This window comes from Paenibacillus sp. 2TAB19 (genome assembly GCF_052115185.1).
GTDB lineage: Bacteria > Bacillota > Bacilli > Paenibacillales > Paenibacillaceae > Pristimantibacillus.
Window position 1 is genome coordinate 36906 of the sequence record NZ_JBFRGE010000042.1, and the last position, 16612, is coordinate 53517.

The following is a 16612-nucleotide window of genomic DNA, read 5'->3' on the forward strand; positions in this document are numbered from 1 at the left end:
AAGCGGTTCGCCCCTTCCCATGATGCTTAATAATTCTTGTCCTGCTTAGAATAGCGTCTCACCGATATACCCGCCTTCGCGAACCCCGGGGAAACAAGCAAACTGAGCGCTTCCGACATGAACGATATATTCGTTCAGCAGGTCGTTCTGCCCCAGCTTTTTCTGCATTGGCGTAAACTGCTTGCTCGTATCGCGATTGAAGCAGATGAATAACAAACCTGCATCGAGCTGCCCCATCTTGTGATCCATGCCGCTGGAATACGAATAGGAACGTCTTAATATTTGTATTGAACCGTCACCGCGAGCAAGCCTCATATGCGCGTTGACCGGAATAACGGGCTTGCCTTTCTCATCGAGCTTATCGAAGTCTGGCGCGTCATGCTCCTGCGAGCCGCCAAGCGGCGCTCCGCTTGCACGATGACGACCGAAGGTTGCTTCTTGATCGCCAAGCGTGGAGCGATCCCATACTTCAACGCGAATTCGGATTCGCCGCACGACCATATAGGTGCCGCCTTCCATCCAGCCAGCACCGTCAGAAGCACTTGCCCATACAACCTTGTTCATTACAGAATCATCGCTCGTGTCGGGATTGTTCGTACCATCCTTGAACCCCATCAAATTACGCGGCGTAGCGCCTGACGGATCTGCACCGCCTGTTCTTTGGAAGCCTTCCTGTGTCCAGCGAAGGACTGCCTTGCCTCTAGCTAGTCTTGCCAGATTGCGAATCGCGTGGAAGGCGATCTGCAGATCATTCGCGTTCACTTGCACGCCAATGTCTCCGCCCGACCATTCCTCACGCAGTTCATCCCCTCCGAAAGGCGGAAGATCTGCAAGCGGCGCTGGCTTCTTCGCTGCCAGCCCGTATCTTGAATCGAAAAAGGAAGCACCAACGCCGAACGTTATCGTTGTACGCGATGGCGTTAAGCCTGCCGCCTCACCCGTATCGGAAGGAGGCATATTCACATTGTCATTCGCTTCGCCGATCATATGCCCCTCAGCCATTGCTGCTGATGCTTTCGTCCATGTTTGAAACAGCTTTTTCACGTCAGCAAGCGATTCCGTCGTCAAGTCGAACGCTGCGAATACGAGAAAGTCTTGTGCCGGCGTGGTAATGCCCGCCTGATGCTTGCCGTAGAAATCAACGAATTCGCCATTGCTCGACTTACCTGTTTCCTTAGCAACGCTAGCTGAGACGCTCTTCTCGGCAGCCGCCCACACGCCCCCCATGCCCGATGCGCCGAATAGAAGTCCAGCGCCTCCTACGCCCGCCATTCGCAGCAAGTCTCTTCGGCTTATTGGCTTTTTCAGCATGCCGTCCTGTTTGACGTTATCCACTTGCTGCTTATCTGGTTGGTCAGGACGCTTCTTTTCATCCATATGAACTATGCCTCCAAAATCGTGCCCATCTGCGACAACGGCTCAGCAAGAGCATCGATCAGTTGGCTCAGCTTCTTCGTATCTTCTTCTTTAAGTGCTTCATACGAAACATAGCCATCACCTGATTGGTATTCCGTCAGCGCTTGCTCCAGCTCCGTGAACGCTTTGCCGATAGATTCCTCTAGCGCCGCATCCTTCTTGTTAAGCTCAGGCTTCACAAGATCGTAGATCTTTCTCGCGCCTTCAACGTTAGCAGCGAAGTCGTACAAATCCGTATGCGAATATCTTTCTTCTTCGCCTGTTACTTTAGAAGAAGACACTTCGTTAAGCAGTTCAACCGCACCGGTTAACAGCAAGCTTGGCTCAACCTCGACGGTTTCCATAAGCGCGCGCAGCAGCTTCGTATCTTCAAGCAGACGATCAGCATATTCCGTCATGCCGTCTGTCGTGTTGTTCGCCCACAATGCTTGCTCGATACGGTGGAAACCACGCCAGTCCTTCTCCTCGACGTCGTTCTCGCGAGCGTCAATATTAGGATCGAGATCGCCTAGCGCTTCGGCTATGGGTTCTATCCGTTCGAAGTACATCCGTGTCGGAGCATACAACGACTTAGCCAGTTCAAGGTCTCCGCCTTTCACGGCGTTAACGAATTTCTCTGTCTCGATAATAAAAGTATCCGCCTGCTCTATCGTGAATGCGCGATAGCTGTTCAAGATTGGCTCCCAGCTTGCATCGGCTGCCTCCGTGCTGCCGCCATTGTTTGCTCCTGCATTCACCTTTTCATTGTTCTCTTCTCCGTTCGCCCCGCAGCCAGCCATGACTAGCGAGCAAGCACATAGAAAAGCAACTAACTTCATCTTCATTCTCTTGATCTCCTCTTATTCAAACGAATAAATTACTTTATCACTAAGCCAAAGTATAATCGCGGTTGATAATCATTGTCAATTGGTGTTTTGTGAACTTCCGTCATATTTACGCGCATCTTCCATTTAACGATCGATGTTGATAAACGATACCCACAAACCGAAACGGTACTATAGGAAGTTGGTACTATCGGGTAGAGGAATATGTTGGGATAATACAGATATCGAAGCAAGCAAGTTTGAACGAATAAGCAACTATCCGGGAGGCTAACCAAATGGAATCTTTTCAAATGAACGCTAATAGTAACGTAAACACAACTGCAAATGGCAATCATATCCGCAAGCCAGCTAACAACTTCTATCGCCGCCGCAATACGCCGACTTACACATTCATGGCATGGGGCGCATTCATTATCGCCTGCGGCTTCGAATTCATCGGCATCTACACGCTTAATCAGACCCTGTCCGTGCAAGGTTATTACGCAGTAACTGGAGTTCTGCTCATCATAACTTCGTTCCTGCTCCAAAAGGTTGCCCGCGACAATGACGAGGATAAATTTTTGAAGGAGCAAAATCCATACTACAGAAACAGAAATACGGCGGCGTTCTCGTTCCTGGCATGGGCCGGCTTCATCATCGCCATTCTTGCTCAATATATCGGCATTTTCAACTTGGAAGAGCCGCTCTATGTGAAAGGCTATTACGCAATTGCCGGTGCCTTCCTTATCGTTGCCTGCCTCGTGCTTCAGAAAACGATCAGAGACAACGAGGAAGACAAAGCTCATCTGAATACATTAGACGAATACCAGGCTTAGCATAAAAAGCGGCGCTGCCCACCAGGGTGAATTCACCTTAGGAGGACAGCGCCGCTTTTTTCATACCATTTATGAAGCTTTGTTTTTGTTGTAAATGTCGAAGGCTACTGCAGCCAGCAATACAAGACCTTTGATGCCTTGCTGCCAGTCAATACCGAGGCCTACGAGCGACATCCCGTTATTCATAACGCCCATAACGAGACCGCCGATAATTGCGCCAATAACTGTGCCGATACCGCCTGTCGCCGAAGCGCCGCCGATGAATACCGCCGCAATCGCATCGAGCTCGAAGTTTACGCCGGCCTTCGGCGTTGCCGCATTCAGACGCGCAGCGAACAATAAACCCGATAGCGCAGCAAGCACGCCCATGTTGACGAATACCCAGAACGTCATCCGTTTCGTCTTGACCCCTGACAGCTTAGCTGCCTTCTCATTGCCGCCAAGGGCATAGATGTGACGTCCCATAACCGTCTTGTTCATCACGAAGGTGTACACAACAACGAGTATAAACAAAATAATCAAGATGTTCGGAATGCCTTCATAAGCCGCCAAAACATAAGTAAATACATTGATAATCGCTACGATAGCAACTAGCTTAAGCACGAATAATGGAGCAGACACAACGTCGAACTGATAACGCTGCTGCGTTAATCGATTACGCCATTCTGTGAAGATAAGAATGATTGATAGCGCAAGACCGATAACGATCGTAAGCGCATGAATATCGCCGCCGCCAAGCCAGTCAGGAATGAAACCGGAGCTGATCCGTTGGAAACCGCTAGGGAACGGCGAGATCGATTGGCCGCCCAACACAACCATTGTAAGGCCTCGGAACAATAACATGCCGGCGAGCGTTACGATAAACGACGGTATTCGGACATAAGCGACCCAGAACCCTTGCCATGCACCGACAAGACCGCCGATCAAGAGCGATACGATAATCGCTACCGGATAAGGCATATGCATATCAACCATTAATATGGCTGATATGGCTCCTACGAAAGCGGCAACCGAACCAACCGATAGATCGATATGCCCGGTAATAATGACGAGCAGCATGCCGATTGCAAGGACGAGAATATAACTATTCTGCAAGATCAAATTCGTAATGTTAAGCGGCTTCAGTAAGATGCCGTCGGTCAAGATTTGGAACAGGACCATAATAAGAACTAAGGCAACAATCATGCCGTATTGGCGAATATTGCTTTTGAACAGCTTGCTTAATGATTCCATCTTCAGTTACCCCCTGCTCTTCGTCATATATTTCATCAGCTTCTCTTGCGAAGCTTCCTCGCGGGTTACTTCGCCTGTAAATCTTCCTTCATTCATGACATAAATGCGATCGCACATGCCAAGCAGCTCAGGAAGCTCCGATGAAATAATGAGCACGCCTTTGCCTTCCAAGGCAAGCTGATTAATGATCGTATAGATTTCGTACTTGGCGCCTACGTCAATGCCGCGTGTCGGCTCATCGAGAATGAGCACCTCCGGCTCCGAGAAGATCCACTTGCTCAGAACGACCTTCTGCTGATTGCCGCCGCTTAAGTTGCCCGTCTTCTGCAATATGCTTGGCGTCTTTATATTTAACTTCGCGCGGAATCGCTCCGCCTCGATGATTTCCTGATTGGCGTTAACGACCGTGTTCCGCGATATTTTACTCAAGCCGGTCAACGTWATGTTGCGCTTAATATCGTCCATTAGAATCAAACCGTAATGCTTGCGGTCTTCCGTAACATAGGCTAGGCCCTGGTCTATCGCTTGATTAATCGTATTCAACTGCACTTGCTTCCCGTTCAACATCGTCTCGCCGCTAATGCGTTTACCGTATGACTTGCCGAAGAGGCTCATTGCCAGCTCCGTTCGGCCTGCCCCCATAAGTCCGGCAATGCCCACAATCTCACCCTTGCGAATGTACATGTTCACATCGTCGATGACCTTGCGGTCTTGCTGCGTCTCGTGATAAACGTTCCAGTTCTTCACTTCCAGAATCGTATCGCCGATCTGCGGCTCGCGAGCCGGATAACGCTGCGTCAGATCGCGTCCAACCATCCCTTTAATAATCCGATCTTCATTGATGTTGTCCTTCACCATATCAAGCGTTTCAATCGTCTTGCCATCACGCAGAATCGTAATCGAATCGGCAACCTTCGTAATTTCGTTCAGCTTATGGGAGATCATAATCGACGAAATCCCTTGCTTCTTGAAGGCGAGCAGCAGATTAAGCAAATTCTCGCTGTCCTCCTCATTAAGCGCAGCAGTCGGCTCGTCCAGAATAAGCAGCTTCACTTTCTTAGAGAGCGCTTTGGCGATTTCCACAAGCTGCTGCTTCCCTACACCGATGGAGGAGATAAGCGTATTCGGCGACTCATTCAGACCGACGGTCTTCAGAAGCTCCTTCGTCTTGACGATCGTTTCATTCCAATCAATGACGCCGCGCTTCGTCTGCTCATTGCCGAGGAAGATATTCTCCGAGATCGACAGCTGCGGGATAAGAGCCAGCTCCTGATGGATAATGWCGATGCCGAGCTGCTCGCTCTGCGTAATATCTTTGAACTCGCAGACGTTGCCTTTGTACAAAATATCACCTGTATACGAGCCGTGCGGATATACGCCGCTCAGCACCTTCATCAGCGTCGACTTGCCCGCTCCGTTCTCGCCCATGAGCGCGTGAATCTCGCCTTCCTTGACTTGCAGATTCACATCTTCGAGCGCTTTGACGCCTGGGAACGTTTTCGTAATGCCTCTCATTTCGAGAATGTTGTTAGTCGCCATCTTAGGATCACGCCCTTACTTTTATTGAAAATGATTTAGTGACAACCCCGCAGGGCCGCCACTAAATCAGGAGAGTTACGCTGCCGACCCTTACTTCAGTTGATCTTCGGTGTAGTAGCCTGTGTCGACAACCGCTTCTTTGTAGTTGGATTTATCCACTGATACCGGCTCAAGCAGGTACGAAGGAACAACCTTTACGCCATTGTCATACGTTTCTGTGTCATTCACTTTCACTTCCGTACCTTTGAGCACGCTGTCTACCATCGATACAGCGATCTTYGCAAGTTCGCGAGTATCCTTGAACACCGTTTGCGTTTGTTCGCCGGCAATGATCGATTTGACCGAAGCAAGCTCGGCGTCTTGACCGGTTACAACAGGAAGCGGATTGCTTGCCGTGCCGTAGCCTACGCCTTTCAAGGAGGACAGAATCCCGATGCTGATGCCGTCATACGGCGACAATACAGCGTCTACACGCTCAGAAGCATAGTTCGCGCTAAGCAGATTATCCATACGGGATTGAGCTAGAGAGCCATCCCATCTTAGTGTCGCTACTTGATCCATTGTCGTTTGCTTACTGCGTACAACAAGCTTGCCGCTGTCGATGTAGGGTTGCAGAACGGAAATTGCGCCGTCGTAGAAGAAGTAAGCGTTATTGTCGTCCGGCGATCCGGCGAACAGCTCGATGTTGAAAGGGCCTTTGCCGTCTTTGAGGCCGAGCGCTTGCTCGATGTACGAGCCTTGTTGAACGCCAACCTTGAAGTTATCGAATGTCGCGTAGTAAGCTACATGCTCCGTCTTCTTGATCAAGCGGTCATACGCGATAACTTTAATTCCTTCCTTATCTGCTTTCGCAAGAACGTCAGACAGCGATTCGCCGTCGATTGCCGCGATAACGAGAATGCCTACGCCTTTCGTAATCATGTTCTCGATCTGGGATACTTGATTCTCGATAACGTCTTCTGCATATTGTAGGTCCGTCTTGTAACCGAGTGCCTGGAATTCCTTCACCATATTGGCTCCGTCGCCAACCCAACGCTCGGACGACTTGGTAGGCATCGAGATGCCTACATAGCCGCTCTCGCCGCTGCCGCCGCTTCCGTTATTCRTGCCTCCGCATGCCGCAAGTACGAATACGAGCGCTGCTACGACTAATAAAGTTAACCCTTTTTTCATTGTGACAATCCCCTCTCACCTCTACTAAGATTGCTGGTGCACAATCAATATACAACCGAGTGGAAAGGATCGTCTTTGCAATAAAACAACCTTTTTTATAAAAAATAAACCTGGCCCCTGATTTCCAGGTACTACAAAATGTTAGTACTTCCTTCCGTTTGCGATCTTTCTTATGATTGGAGGGAATCCATTTCGGGGCGGTGCTTGCGCATGATCAAAAAAATATCGGCATATCTTTCGTTTCTTCTTCTGATCGGGACGGGATTACTGACAATGTACAGCTTCGTATTCCCTTTTGAGGCCGGACATCCTACGCAGGGGCTTTGGTTTGCCTCCATTCTGCTCGGAGGGCCGGTAGGTTTTTTTGTCGGTATAGCGGGGTTAGGAGCTCGTTTTCCTATGGAAGGACGCTGGCGCCACGGCAAAACGATCGCTTGGACGGCCGTCATCGGCAACGGGGGCATGCTGCTGTTCCTGTTTCTGTACATGACATTCGGGTATGTGCTGTGGGGCGTTTAGTACTTTGAGCGCAAAAAAAAGAAGCTGTCCCTGCGTCAACTCTTGGAATCTTCGTCGGGGATAGCTCCTTATTTTATTAAATTTCGTCTTCTTGGAATGCCGCGCCCTTACGGTATTGGTTCGGCGAGACGCCAACCGCTTTCTTGAAGGCGGTGCTGAAATAATGCTGCGTGTCGTAACCTACTTTTTCGGCAATCTCATTGATTGGCATATCCGTTGCATTCAACAGCTGCATCGCTTTCGCGATTCGCGTCTGCGTCACGAGACTCACGAACGAGGCGCCAAGCTCCTGCTTAATGATGCGGCTTAAGTATACAGGGGACACTTGCATGAGCTGTGCGAATGCTTCTAAGCTCATATCCGCCTCCATGTACGATTCCCGAATATAATCCTTCGCCTTGCGAACGAGCGGAGACATCTGAGCTTCCTTGAAAATACTCGATTTGCACTGGCGATACACTGCCGGAATCGATAAGAGACCATTATCGATCGGCTGCGCGTGGACATGAACTGATATTTTCAAGTACGCTTGCACGGCATGTTGCATATCAGATATCAACGTTTCAGGGACTGCGCCCCAGACAATAGCGACAATCAAGCCGGAATGATCACGGAATATCGTCTTCTCATAGCTTACCAGCATCTCCCCGATGATGTTCTCGATGGCGAACATGAACAGCTGGCGGTCATTTTCCTTTCGAAGCTGAAYGCTTGTAACGACTTCCGGCCATCTGATGACGCAGAGCATATCAGGAGAGGCCGCAGGCAATTGAAGAAATTCGAGCTGCTCCCGCAGCTCAGCCTCGGTCATCGTCCCTTCGATCCATTCCAAGCAGAAGCGCTCGCGCATGAGCGGAAAGTTTTTGGCAATTTGCTTCGACGCCTGCTGCAGATGGATCTCCTGCTTCTGTGTCGCCTCCAGTTCATGACGGATTCGGCCTAGCACCTGACGGAGCTGCTCCGAATTAGCGGGCTTGAGGATGTAATCGTCCACGCTAAGCCTTATAGCTTCCTGCGCATAAGCGAACTCGTCATGCCCGGTAATAATTATGATGCGGCATTGCGGAAGCTTCTGCCTCAGCTCCTTCATCAGCTCTATACCATTCATAATCGGCATGTTAAGGTCAACGAGCGCGATCTGAATATTCAGATTCAGCGCCAGCTCAAGCGCCTCTTCTCCATCCTCTGCTTCAGCGCAGACGCGCATGCCAAGCGATTCCCAATCAACGGAATCGCGAACTCCTTCACGAATGATTGGTTCGTCATCCGCAATTAATACTCGCAACAAATGATCCATTTTCCGTCCCCTGCCTAACCCATAATATCCTTCAAGATCGGATGTACGATCGTTACCGTTGTGCCGACACCTTCTTCGCTGTCGATGACTAAGCCGTATCGCTCGCCGAACGTCAGCCTAATTCTAGCCTGTACATTCTGAATACCGTAGCCTTGTCCTTGCAATTCCTTCCCTTCACGCGTTTCCATCGTTTCTGCAGTCATTGCCGCCGTATCAAGGCCGTCAACCTCCGAGATGACCGATCCGGCCAGCGCTTGCCTGAGGCTAGCCAGCTTGGCCTGCGTCATGCCCTTTCCATCGTCGGTGATGCTTAGCAGCAGTGCACCCTCCTCGGATTTCGCCGTTATTGTAATATGTCCCGGCCCTCGGCGCTCCTTGATGCCGTGGTAGATCGCATTTTCCACTATGGGCTGAAGAAGCAGCTTAAGCACGTAAAGAGGCTGAACGTCATCCTCCACATCAAGCGTATAGTTCAGCTTATCCTTGTACCTCGTCTTCTGTATCGTTAAGTAGCTTTGGATATGCTCAATCTCGTCCGCTAACGGAATAATATCATTGCCTTTGCTAAGTCCGATGCGGAATAACCGCGACAGCGATTGAACCACCTCCGCTACATCCTCCGCCCCTTTCTTGCGAGCCATCCAATGAATCGTATCCAGCGTATTGTACAGAAAATGCGGCTTAATATGGGCTTGCAAACTTCTCAGCTCCGCCTCCCGTTTCTGTTTCCCTTGCAGCTCCGTTAACAGCAGCAGCCTATTCACCTGTGCCAGCATCGTATTAAAGCTTCGGCCGAGCTGACCAACCTCATCCTCCCGCTCGCCCCAATAACGAATCGTCATATCGCCGGATTCCGCTTTTTGCATGAACGACATTAATTGATTGATCGGTCTGGACATCGAATACGCGAGATAAATGGCAGCCGCTATGCTCAGCAGCGATAGGAAGAACACGAAGCTAATGACATAGAAGCGTATCTCCTGCACCTCAAGCGCCGATTCCTTCGTGGAGAAGACACCTACGGTCGTCCAGTCCGTGAAGGTGGACTTGCGGTAAATAAACTGAAGTTCCTCTCCTTGCACCGTCTTCGCGAAAGAGCCGACATTCCCCTCCAGCGCCCATTCCTTCGGAATATCGCGAATAATCGGTTTCGTCGGGGAATAGATGTGGCTGCCGTCCTTATCGATCACGAGCAAGTATCCCGTCTTTCCTAGACGTACGTCCTTGACGGCTTCTGCGATCACACGCAGCTTCAGATCAATCAGCACGACGCCCTCCACTTGCTGCGTATCGGGATTCAATATCGCCCGCGCCACCGAAATGACTTCATCCTCCGTGTAGCTCGCATGGCTCGTAATGTTGCGGCCGCTCGGCTTGCCGACGATCTTGAAAATCCCTTTATCCGTTGAAGCCGCCTTGTACCAGCTTTCCTCCGTCAACGGCTTCTCGCTTCGCGCATAAAGCTCATTGCTTATGTATTCACCCTTGGCGTTAACGACCATAATACCCGCAATTTCAGAATAAAGCGTCGTGTACCCTTGCAGAAATTTGCGCATCGCGTATTCATCGGCCGCTTGCTGCTCCAAAAAACGCTTAATCCCGGGATCAAACGCAATCAAATAGGTCATATTTTGCATATTGCTGACATAAAACTCGAGCGACCGATTCACTTTGCCGATAAGCTGAATCGTATTTTCGTTCACCTGCCTGCCGATGATCCGCTCTACCGTATAGTCAATCAGCAGTCCAAGGCCGATAGAGGGCAATATGCTGATAAGCAGGAACATAATGATCAGCTTGTAACGGATCGGCAGGTTATTCATTTGAAAAAATTTCAGCTGCTTTATCGCCATCCACTCATTTCCACAGACGCGGTCCGTTATTTCGCATAGAAGCTGTCCACATTTTCCTTCGTCACGACCGTAATGCCCGTATCCACATACTTAGGCAATGGCATGCCTCCAGGTACGTCCGTTGCGCTCTGCTCCGTCATGTTATGATGCAGGTGGAACAGGAATTGCATCGACCAATAGCCCATATTCCATGTACCCTGCGCCATTGTAGCGGCTATCGTTCCGTTACGCACCATATCGAGCGTTCCCTTATCGGTATCAAAGCTAATAATCTTCACCTTGCGGTCGGCTCCGAACAACTTGCCTACGCCTACGCCGCCGTTAGCCTCCGTGATGAATATCCCTTTCAGATCGGGATGCTCTTTGTACATCTCCTCAGCCATTGCACCGGATATAAGCTGATCGCCTTTGCCGTCCTTTATCGCAATGACTTCCATCTCCGGGTATTCCTTATTAATCGTTTCTTGGAAGCCGATCGTCCGCTCCTGATGGTTCAACTGCTTTGGAAGTGTAATGATCCCAACCTTGCCTCTGCCTCCGATAAGCTCAGCCATCTTGTTCGCAGCCGTTACACCCGCGTTATAGTTGTCTGTCGCGAGGAAGGAATACGCATTGCTGAGCTCTGCTCCCGAATCGAACAGTACAATCGGAATACCAGCCTCTACGGCTTTATTAATCGAACCGGTAAGCGCCTCGGCATTCATAGAAGTCAACGCGATACCAGCCGGCTTCTTCGCAATGATCTGCTCCAGCACCGTTATCTGCTCATTGACGTCATATTGCGTAGCGCCTCTATACTCCACCGATACATTCAACGCTTCCGCTGCATCCTCGAACCCTTTAATTGCCGTCTTCCAATATTCGATACCGGAGAGGAATGTCACCATGACATATTTCTCATCGATCGAGCCGCGAAGTCCTTCATCCATCTCGTCCCACGGATTGGCAGCAGTGTTGCGAAATCCGTTGTTCTGGCTATAGAACATGAACAACATGAATGTAATAATGAGAAGTCCGTATATGACGAGAATTTTTTTCAACGTCGCAGCTCCATTCTGGGATCGTAATGGTCGTAGATCTGTTACCTATTATCTTGCAAGTTACTGCCCTTGGCCATACTTGCCTTTGCCCATATTTGAGGCTGTGTGTTCACCGTCTCCCCCGTTGCGATTGCCTGCTGCATCATTAGGGCCAAGTAATGATCTTGCGAAGCTTCAGCCAAGCTATAGAAAGAAGGTCGTTCATCAAGGGCATATTCGCCCATATGCAGCAGAGATGTGGCAATAGCGATCTCATCATCGGTTAGTCTAGCCGGCGCGAAAGGATTGCGATAAAGCCACTCTTCCCCGTTCGTGATGCCTCGATGAAAGTAACCTTCTAGATTGYCATTATGCCCCGTATCTATCCGACRAAGCTCTGTGTAGACTGGCGTCGCATAATCAACCATATAGGCCGCTTCTGCGCCAACAATCTCTCCATGACTGCCGCGAACGAGAATGCGGTCACGACGAACCCATGAGAAATATTGCTCCCTCGTAAAATCATACACCCCAAGCTTGTCCCCAAAGCGAAGTGTGGCAATGGTCTGTTCCGACGAAATAATCTCGCCGTCCGTAGGGTCGCCTTCTCTGCCTCCGCTTCTTATCAATGGAGCCGTGAATCTCTCGCCTCGGATGATTGCTTGCTCGAAGGTAACGCCGAGCAATTGTCTGATCAAGCTGATCCCATGATAATCGTGGGCTGCCGATACTTGTACATGATTCACTTCGCCAAGCTTCCCTGAGCGGGCAAGCGTAATTCGCGCGGCGTGCATCGGCTGGTATAGATACTGCTCCGCTACCTGAATCTTAGCGGATTGCGGTACGGAATCGAATAGAGCCGTCAGCGATTGCAGATCGGAAGCGGGAGGCGTCTCCGCCAGCACCGGAATATGTTCAGCCGCAAGTTCCATGGTAATGGCTGGCGCAGCCGTACGGGGAACGGAAACAACTGCAAACTGGATATGCGGTTTCGCCAATGCTGCGAATTGCTGAACCGTGCTTACCGTACGAACGCCCCATTTTTGCTCCATAGCCAGCGCCTTGTCCTTGTCTCTAACGAGCATGGTATGTACACGGAACTGCTGCGGAAGCGCCTGTGCGATTCGCAAATAAAATTCGGCCCTCCAACCAGCTCCAACAATTCCGAACGTAATCAAAGACATATTTATACCTCCGCTTATCATTTAAATATAGTTCCAACCCATTCGAATTTAATTTTATTTACTATTACGGACTCCATGGACCTTACTAGCTTAATTTTGGCCAATATCATTCCGTTACGGACTCCAGAGACTCTATTAGCACGTTTTTGAAATTTTGAACACCTGTTCCAGGCAGTTAGAGTCTCCTCGGTCCGTTAAATCCGTCACCAGTGTCGTTTTAACTCATTAGCGTCACCCGAGTCCGTAACCGAGCAGCTTCAACAGCAATCAAGGTCGGTCAACAGAAAAAAAAGACCTCATGGACAGAGGTCTTCGTCATGCGGTTCTAAAGGTTGCGGCAGCCTGCCGTTGCTGGCAGCCAGTATAGTTATGCAGCTTGCCGTGATATACGAGTTCCAGTAATGGCGTATTGACCAAGTCGCCCGGCGTAACGAGCAGCGGCGATTTGTTGACCAGATTCACGCCGCCTTGCTCGAAGACGGAAGCTACGAATTGGGAACAGAAGTAAGCATATTCCCTCTTCATCTCAATATTGAACATGACGCCGAACATTCCAAGCAGATTGTACTTGTACTGATCCCGGTTCTGCTCCATAACGCTGATCTGCGTGCGAATACTTTGATAGGCGTGCTGGCTAATCGTACATTTATATAATGCGCAGGTCGTCTGTTCGAAGAAATCGGCCCGCACATCTTCTTTCACGAATCCGGCAAAAAAAGGATTGTTCGGATTTTTCCTACCGAAACTATATACCTCGTTCAAGTTGCTGTCAAATGCTAGAGAGGCATGATTCAAAGGATCCCTTGTAAATAGCTTAATGGTCTTCGTAAATAACGTGCCTGTATCCGTCAATAGTACGTAAATTTCATAATCTCTATTCATGCCGTACAACCTCCACATTAAAGAACTCTTATCCTGGTATTAACTTTAATGCAGGAGCAACAAATCCTAAACCTGCTCAGGTAATAGAAGCACCCTCGACCTTAGTCCAGTTTTGTCAGTGTCATTCGATAACATCGGCGGGCTTGCGTTAGCAAACGTTTCAATTGGAAAGCCTGTCTCTATTTTACTGGAAAAATCCTATTTCCTCAACTGGCAGTTCACCTATTTCCGTACTCTCTTTTTCGTGTAGAATACTGTCGCATATTGGCAAATATTGATATAGTAGAGTGGATTCAGAATACCCTTGTTTCATACATATGCGTATATTAAGTTTTTATTAGCTTCGGACTGATGAAAGTTGCGAATCGGAGGGCGTAGAGATGGATTGGTACGAAAATTATAAGGAAAGACTCACTCATGTCTATGCTGCGGCTGAACGGACAATTGCTGGTTTCCCAGCGCCTTTGAACCAGGTTGGGCTTGCCTATGCGAATAAATTTCACCCCGTTAAGCATGACAAGGGGCAAAACTTCATTTGTATGCTATTGCCTTATTGGATGAAGGATGTAGCTGGCATTACGGATGAGCAATGCGACAAGCTGGCTCTGACGAATGTTTATTTGATGCTCTACTACTTCATACAAGATGACGTCATGGATGACGGTCCCGCCTCCGATGTGAAGGAGAAGCTTGCACTTGGCAACCTCCTTTACTCAGAGATGCTTTCTATATCAAGGACACTCTTTCCATCACATTCTTCATATTGGGAGTATTACGCTAAATATAAGAGAGTATGGGCCAGCAGCGTAGTCAATGAATCGTCTAACAACTACTTTCTTGCGGATCCGATTCAGATTGCCCACAAAGCAGGTCCAGTTAAAATAGCAAGTTCAGGAGCTCTTCTTCTAGGTGGGAAAGAGAAGCTTATTCCAACAACTGATGAAGCTGTCGACATCGCTCTTATGACCTTGCAGATGGCCGACGACTGGGTAGATTGGAAAAAAGATATGCAAGAATGCAGCTACAACAGCCTTATTGCCATGATCGAGGCAAGTCTGCAGCCAGACGCCCCCATAACTGAAGATATTGTTAGTACTTACATATACGTGCGCTGCTGTATGAATGAATACGTCGAAGTTGCACGCAGTCAACACATGCGCTTAATTTCACTAAATTCACAACTTCCTGAATTGGAAAATTACAACCAATATATACTAGACCATTTGACCCAAACAGCTGAATCAATAGAATCGAATCGCGAACGGATGAAAAAAGGTGGTTTGAACTACTTTTTCGAAAAACAAGGGCGATAATATCAAAAATCAAGATGAATAAAAGCTATTTTTGTCGAAAAATACAATTGTTGATGTAGATTTTGTCGACCCTTCATGATAGACTTATTATGGTAATCTTATACATATTCGGAAGGGTGATCAGTATGTCCGCAGATAAGTCCTTGCAAGATCAAATTATTCAAAAAGCTTGGGAAGACGCAGAGTTTAAAAAGAAACTTCTAGCAGATCCGAAAGCAGCGGTCAAAGAAGCCTTCGGAACTGAAATTCCTGACTCGCTCGAAGTCGAGGTGTTGGAAGAAACTGATTCTAAAAAGTACTTCATCCTTCCACAAAGCCCAGCGAAAAGCGTTACTTCCTCAGAAAACGTCGAATTCCCAATGTGGGGGTAGTTTTATAAAATAAAGCAATGCCGGATGCATCAATATCATGCATCCGGCATTGCTTTATTCATTAATAACTTCCGGTAGATGTATTACCACTTCTGTACCTATTCCTTTTTCACTAAAATATTGTAACCGCCCTTTCATGAGATCGATAATTCTGAAAGTAACCATCAATCCCAATCCAGTCCCTTTTGTCTTCTTGGAATAATACGGTTCACCTAATCTTATTAAATCTTCTTCGTTTATACCTTCACCGTTATCTCTTATTTTAATTATTATCTCCTTCGTTCTTTCATTCTTCTCTGCCGAAATAACAATTTTCCCTTCCTCTCCTAAAGCTTCGATACTATTCTTTATAATATTAATAAGTGCTTGTTTAAATTTAGAAGAGTTACCTTTTACGTACAGCTCTTGATCTATTTCTGTCCTGATTGTCCCTCCTTGCATTGTGGCTAAAGGAACTAATATACCTTCAATTTGATACAATTCATTCGCCAAATTCAATACATTAGTTTGCTCTGCCTGAGGCTTAGCAAATGTGAGAAAATCTGTAATAATTTCTGCAGCTCTATCTAATTCTTCTATCGCTAAAGACATGTAGCTTTTATCTTTTTGATTAGTTGATTTTTCTCCTATCAACTGAAGAAAACCTCTTGTAACCTGAAGCGGATTACGAACCTCATGAGCAACAGAAGCCGCCAATTGGCTAATCATCTCCATTTTTTCAGATCGTTGGAGTTCATTGTTGAATACTTCCAGCTGTTTAGAATACTTTACGACTTGTTCATAATTAAGCATTATTTTACGTACTAAGATGATGACAAGTGAGACTATAAACCAAAGCACACCCCACTTCCATGTAAATAAGTAATAACCAATTCCAACAGAGAAAAATTTAACTACTTCTAGTGCCCCAATTATCGTAAACATGCAAGCACCAATTGATATGATAATAGCATCTTTGTTTCTTTTTACACAAAAGTAGATTAGGAGCACAAGAAGCAGCAGACTACTTAAAACTATAAACCCACCAAAAGTAATATAAGATAAACTAAGATACCATTCTCGAATCTCCTGTGACATAAATCCGATTAAAAAGAATATTAAATTAATAGCTGCCAGTACAAAGTGGATCTTTCTAACGATATGAATAATATTAAATGGACCTTTTCCAAACACT

Annotated in this window: 15 protein-coding genes and 1 pseudogene; 5 read left to right on the top strand and 11 right to left on the bottom strand. The window is 47.8% G+C overall.

The genetic code is table 11. From position 1 onward, the window contains the following. Positions 1–45: 45 nt before the first annotated feature. A complete protein-coding gene (efeB, locus tag AB4Z33_RS18800; protein ID WP_442051397.1) occupies positions 46–1311 on the bottom strand; it encodes an iron uptake transporter deferrochelatase/peroxidase subunit in 1266 nt (421 codons plus the stop codon). Between the two features lie 71 nt (positions 1312–1382). Further along, on the bottom strand, positions 1383–2240 hold the full coding sequence (gene efeO, locus AB4Z33_RS18805) for an iron uptake system protein EfeO (RefSeq protein WP_442051382.1): 858 nt from the start codon (positions 2238–2240) through the stop codon (positions 1383–1385). 392 nt (positions 2241–2632) lie between these two features. On the opposite strand from efeO, the pseudogene AB4Z33_RS18810 reads away from it, so the two are divergent. Beyond that, positions 2633–2770 (top strand): annotated as a pseudogene (locus AB4Z33_RS18810) (YiaA/YiaB family inner membrane protein); the annotation flags it as partial. Between the two features lie 30 nt (positions 2771–2800). Beyond that, positions 2801–3055 (top strand): YiaA/YiaB family inner membrane protein, encoded by a 255-nt coding sequence (locus tag AB4Z33_RS18815; RefSeq protein WP_442051398.1) that lies wholly within the window; start codon positions 2801–2803, stop codon positions 3053–3055. 69 nt (positions 3056–3124) lie between these two features. On the opposite strand, the gene mmsB is transcribed toward AB4Z33_RS18815, so the two are convergent. The 3 genes from mmsB to chvE all read right to left on the bottom strand — a co-directional run bounded on the left by mmsB (position 3125) and on the right by chvE (position 7000). After that, positions 3125–4288 (bottom strand): multiple monosaccharide ABC transporter permease, encoded by a 1164-nt coding sequence (gene mmsB, locus AB4Z33_RS18820; protein WP_337101007.1) that lies wholly within the window; start codon positions 4286–4288, stop codon positions 3125–3127. A 6-nt stretch (positions 4289–4294) separates the two neighbouring features. Then, entirely contained in the window at positions 4295–5827 is a 1533-nt protein-coding gene (gene mmsA / locus AB4Z33_RS18825) for a multiple monosaccharide ABC transporter ATP-binding protein (protein ID WP_442051383.1), read from the bottom strand. A gap of 90 nt (positions 5828–5917) precedes the next feature. Further along, on the bottom strand, positions 5918–7000 hold the full coding sequence (chvE, locus tag AB4Z33_RS18830; RefSeq protein WP_442051384.1) for a multiple monosaccharide ABC transporter substrate-binding protein: 1083 nt from the start codon (positions 6998–7000) through the stop codon (positions 5918–5920). 210 nt (positions 7001–7210) lie between these two features. Here chvE and AB4Z33_RS18835 point away from each other — a divergent pair, with 210 nt between their 5' ends. Continuing rightward, positions 7211–7519 (top strand): hypothetical protein, encoded by a 309-nt coding sequence (locus tag AB4Z33_RS18835; RefSeq protein ID WP_442051385.1) that lies wholly within the window; start codon positions 7211–7213, stop codon positions 7517–7519. A gap of 76 nt (positions 7520–7595) precedes the next feature. Here the strand turns inward: AB4Z33_RS18835 and AB4Z33_RS18840 are convergent, their stop codons facing one another. The 5 genes from AB4Z33_RS18840 to AB4Z33_RS18860 form a co-directional block, all read right to left on the bottom strand. Continuing rightward, entirely contained in the window at positions 7596–8816 is a 1221-nt protein-coding gene (locus AB4Z33_RS18840) for a response regulator transcription factor (RefSeq protein ID WP_442051386.1), read from the bottom strand. A 14-nt stretch (positions 8817–8830) separates the two neighbouring features. Next, entirely contained in the window at positions 8831–10669 is a 1839-nt protein-coding gene (locus AB4Z33_RS18845) for a cache domain-containing sensor histidine kinase (protein ID WP_442051387.1), read from the bottom strand. Positions 10670–10695: 26 nt separating this feature from the next. Then, positions 10696–11709, bottom strand: a complete 1014-nt coding sequence (locus tag AB4Z33_RS18850; protein ID WP_442051388.1) for a substrate-binding domain-containing protein — start codon at positions 11707–11709, stop codon at positions 10696–10698. Between the two features lie 41 nt (positions 11710–11750). Continuing rightward, complete coding sequence (locus tag AB4Z33_RS18855) at positions 11751–12872, bottom strand: Gfo/Idh/MocA family protein (RefSeq protein ID WP_442051389.1); 1122 nt, start codon at positions 12870–12872, stop codon at positions 11751–11753. 315 nt (positions 12873–13187) lie between these two features. Beyond that, the gene (locus AB4Z33_RS18860; RefSeq protein WP_442051390.1) at positions 13188–13754 is read right to left on the bottom strand and encodes a hypothetical protein; all 567 of its coding nucleotides are present in this window, start codon (positions 13752–13754) and stop codon (positions 13188–13190) included. A gap of 380 nt (positions 13755–14134) precedes the next feature. On the opposite strand from AB4Z33_RS18860, the gene AB4Z33_RS18865 reads away from it, so the two are divergent. Further along, on the top strand, positions 14135–15067 hold the full coding sequence (locus AB4Z33_RS18865; protein ID WP_442051391.1) for a hypothetical protein: 933 nt from the start codon (positions 14135–14137) through the stop codon (positions 15065–15067). Positions 15068–15192: 125 nt separating this feature from the next. Further along, on the top strand, positions 15193–15438 hold the full coding sequence (locus AB4Z33_RS18870; RefSeq protein ID WP_442051392.1) for an NHLP leader peptide family RiPP precursor: 246 nt from the start codon (positions 15193–15195) through the stop codon (positions 15436–15438). A gap of 54 nt (positions 15439–15492) precedes the next feature. Here the strand turns inward: AB4Z33_RS18870 and AB4Z33_RS18875 are convergent. Continuing rightward, positions 15493–16612 (bottom strand): ATP-binding protein (locus tag AB4Z33_RS18875; protein WP_442051393.1); only part of this gene is annotated, 1120 nt, incomplete at its 5' end.

What these genes read in the sequence shown, in the direction of transcription:
- efeB (WP_442051397.1), bottom strand. Translation starts at nt 1,311, where the DNA reads ATGCTGAAAAAGCCAATAAGCCGAAGAGACTTGCTGCGAATGGCGGGC.
- efeO (WP_442051382.1), bottom strand. Translation starts at nt 2,240, where the DNA reads ATGAAGATGAAGTTAGTTGCTTTTCTATGTGCTTGCTCGCTAGTCATG.
- mmsB (WP_337101007.1), bottom strand. Translation starts at nt 4,288, where the DNA reads ATGGAATCATTAAGCAAGCTGTTCAAAAGCAATATTCGCCAATACGGC.
- AB4Z33_RS18835 (WP_442051385.1), top strand. Translation starts at nt 7,211, where the DNA reads ATGATCAAAAAAATATCGGCATATCTTTCGTTTCTTCTTCTGATCGGG.
- AB4Z33_RS18845 (WP_442051387.1), bottom strand. Translation starts at nt 10,669, where the DNA reads ATGGCGATAAAGCAGCTGAAATTTTTTCAAATGAATAACCTGCCGATC.
- AB4Z33_RS18860 (WP_442051390.1), bottom strand. Translation starts at nt 13,754, where the DNA reads ATGAATAGAGATTATGAAATTTACGTACTATTGACGGATACAGGCACG.
- AB4Z33_RS18865 (WP_442051391.1), top strand. Translation starts at nt 14,135, where the DNA reads ATGGATTGGTACGAAAATTATAAGGAAAGACTCACTCATGTCTATGCT.
- AB4Z33_RS18870 (WP_442051392.1), top strand. Translation starts at nt 15,193, where the DNA reads ATGTCCGCAGATAAGTCCTTGCAAGATCAAATTATTCAAAAAGCTTGG.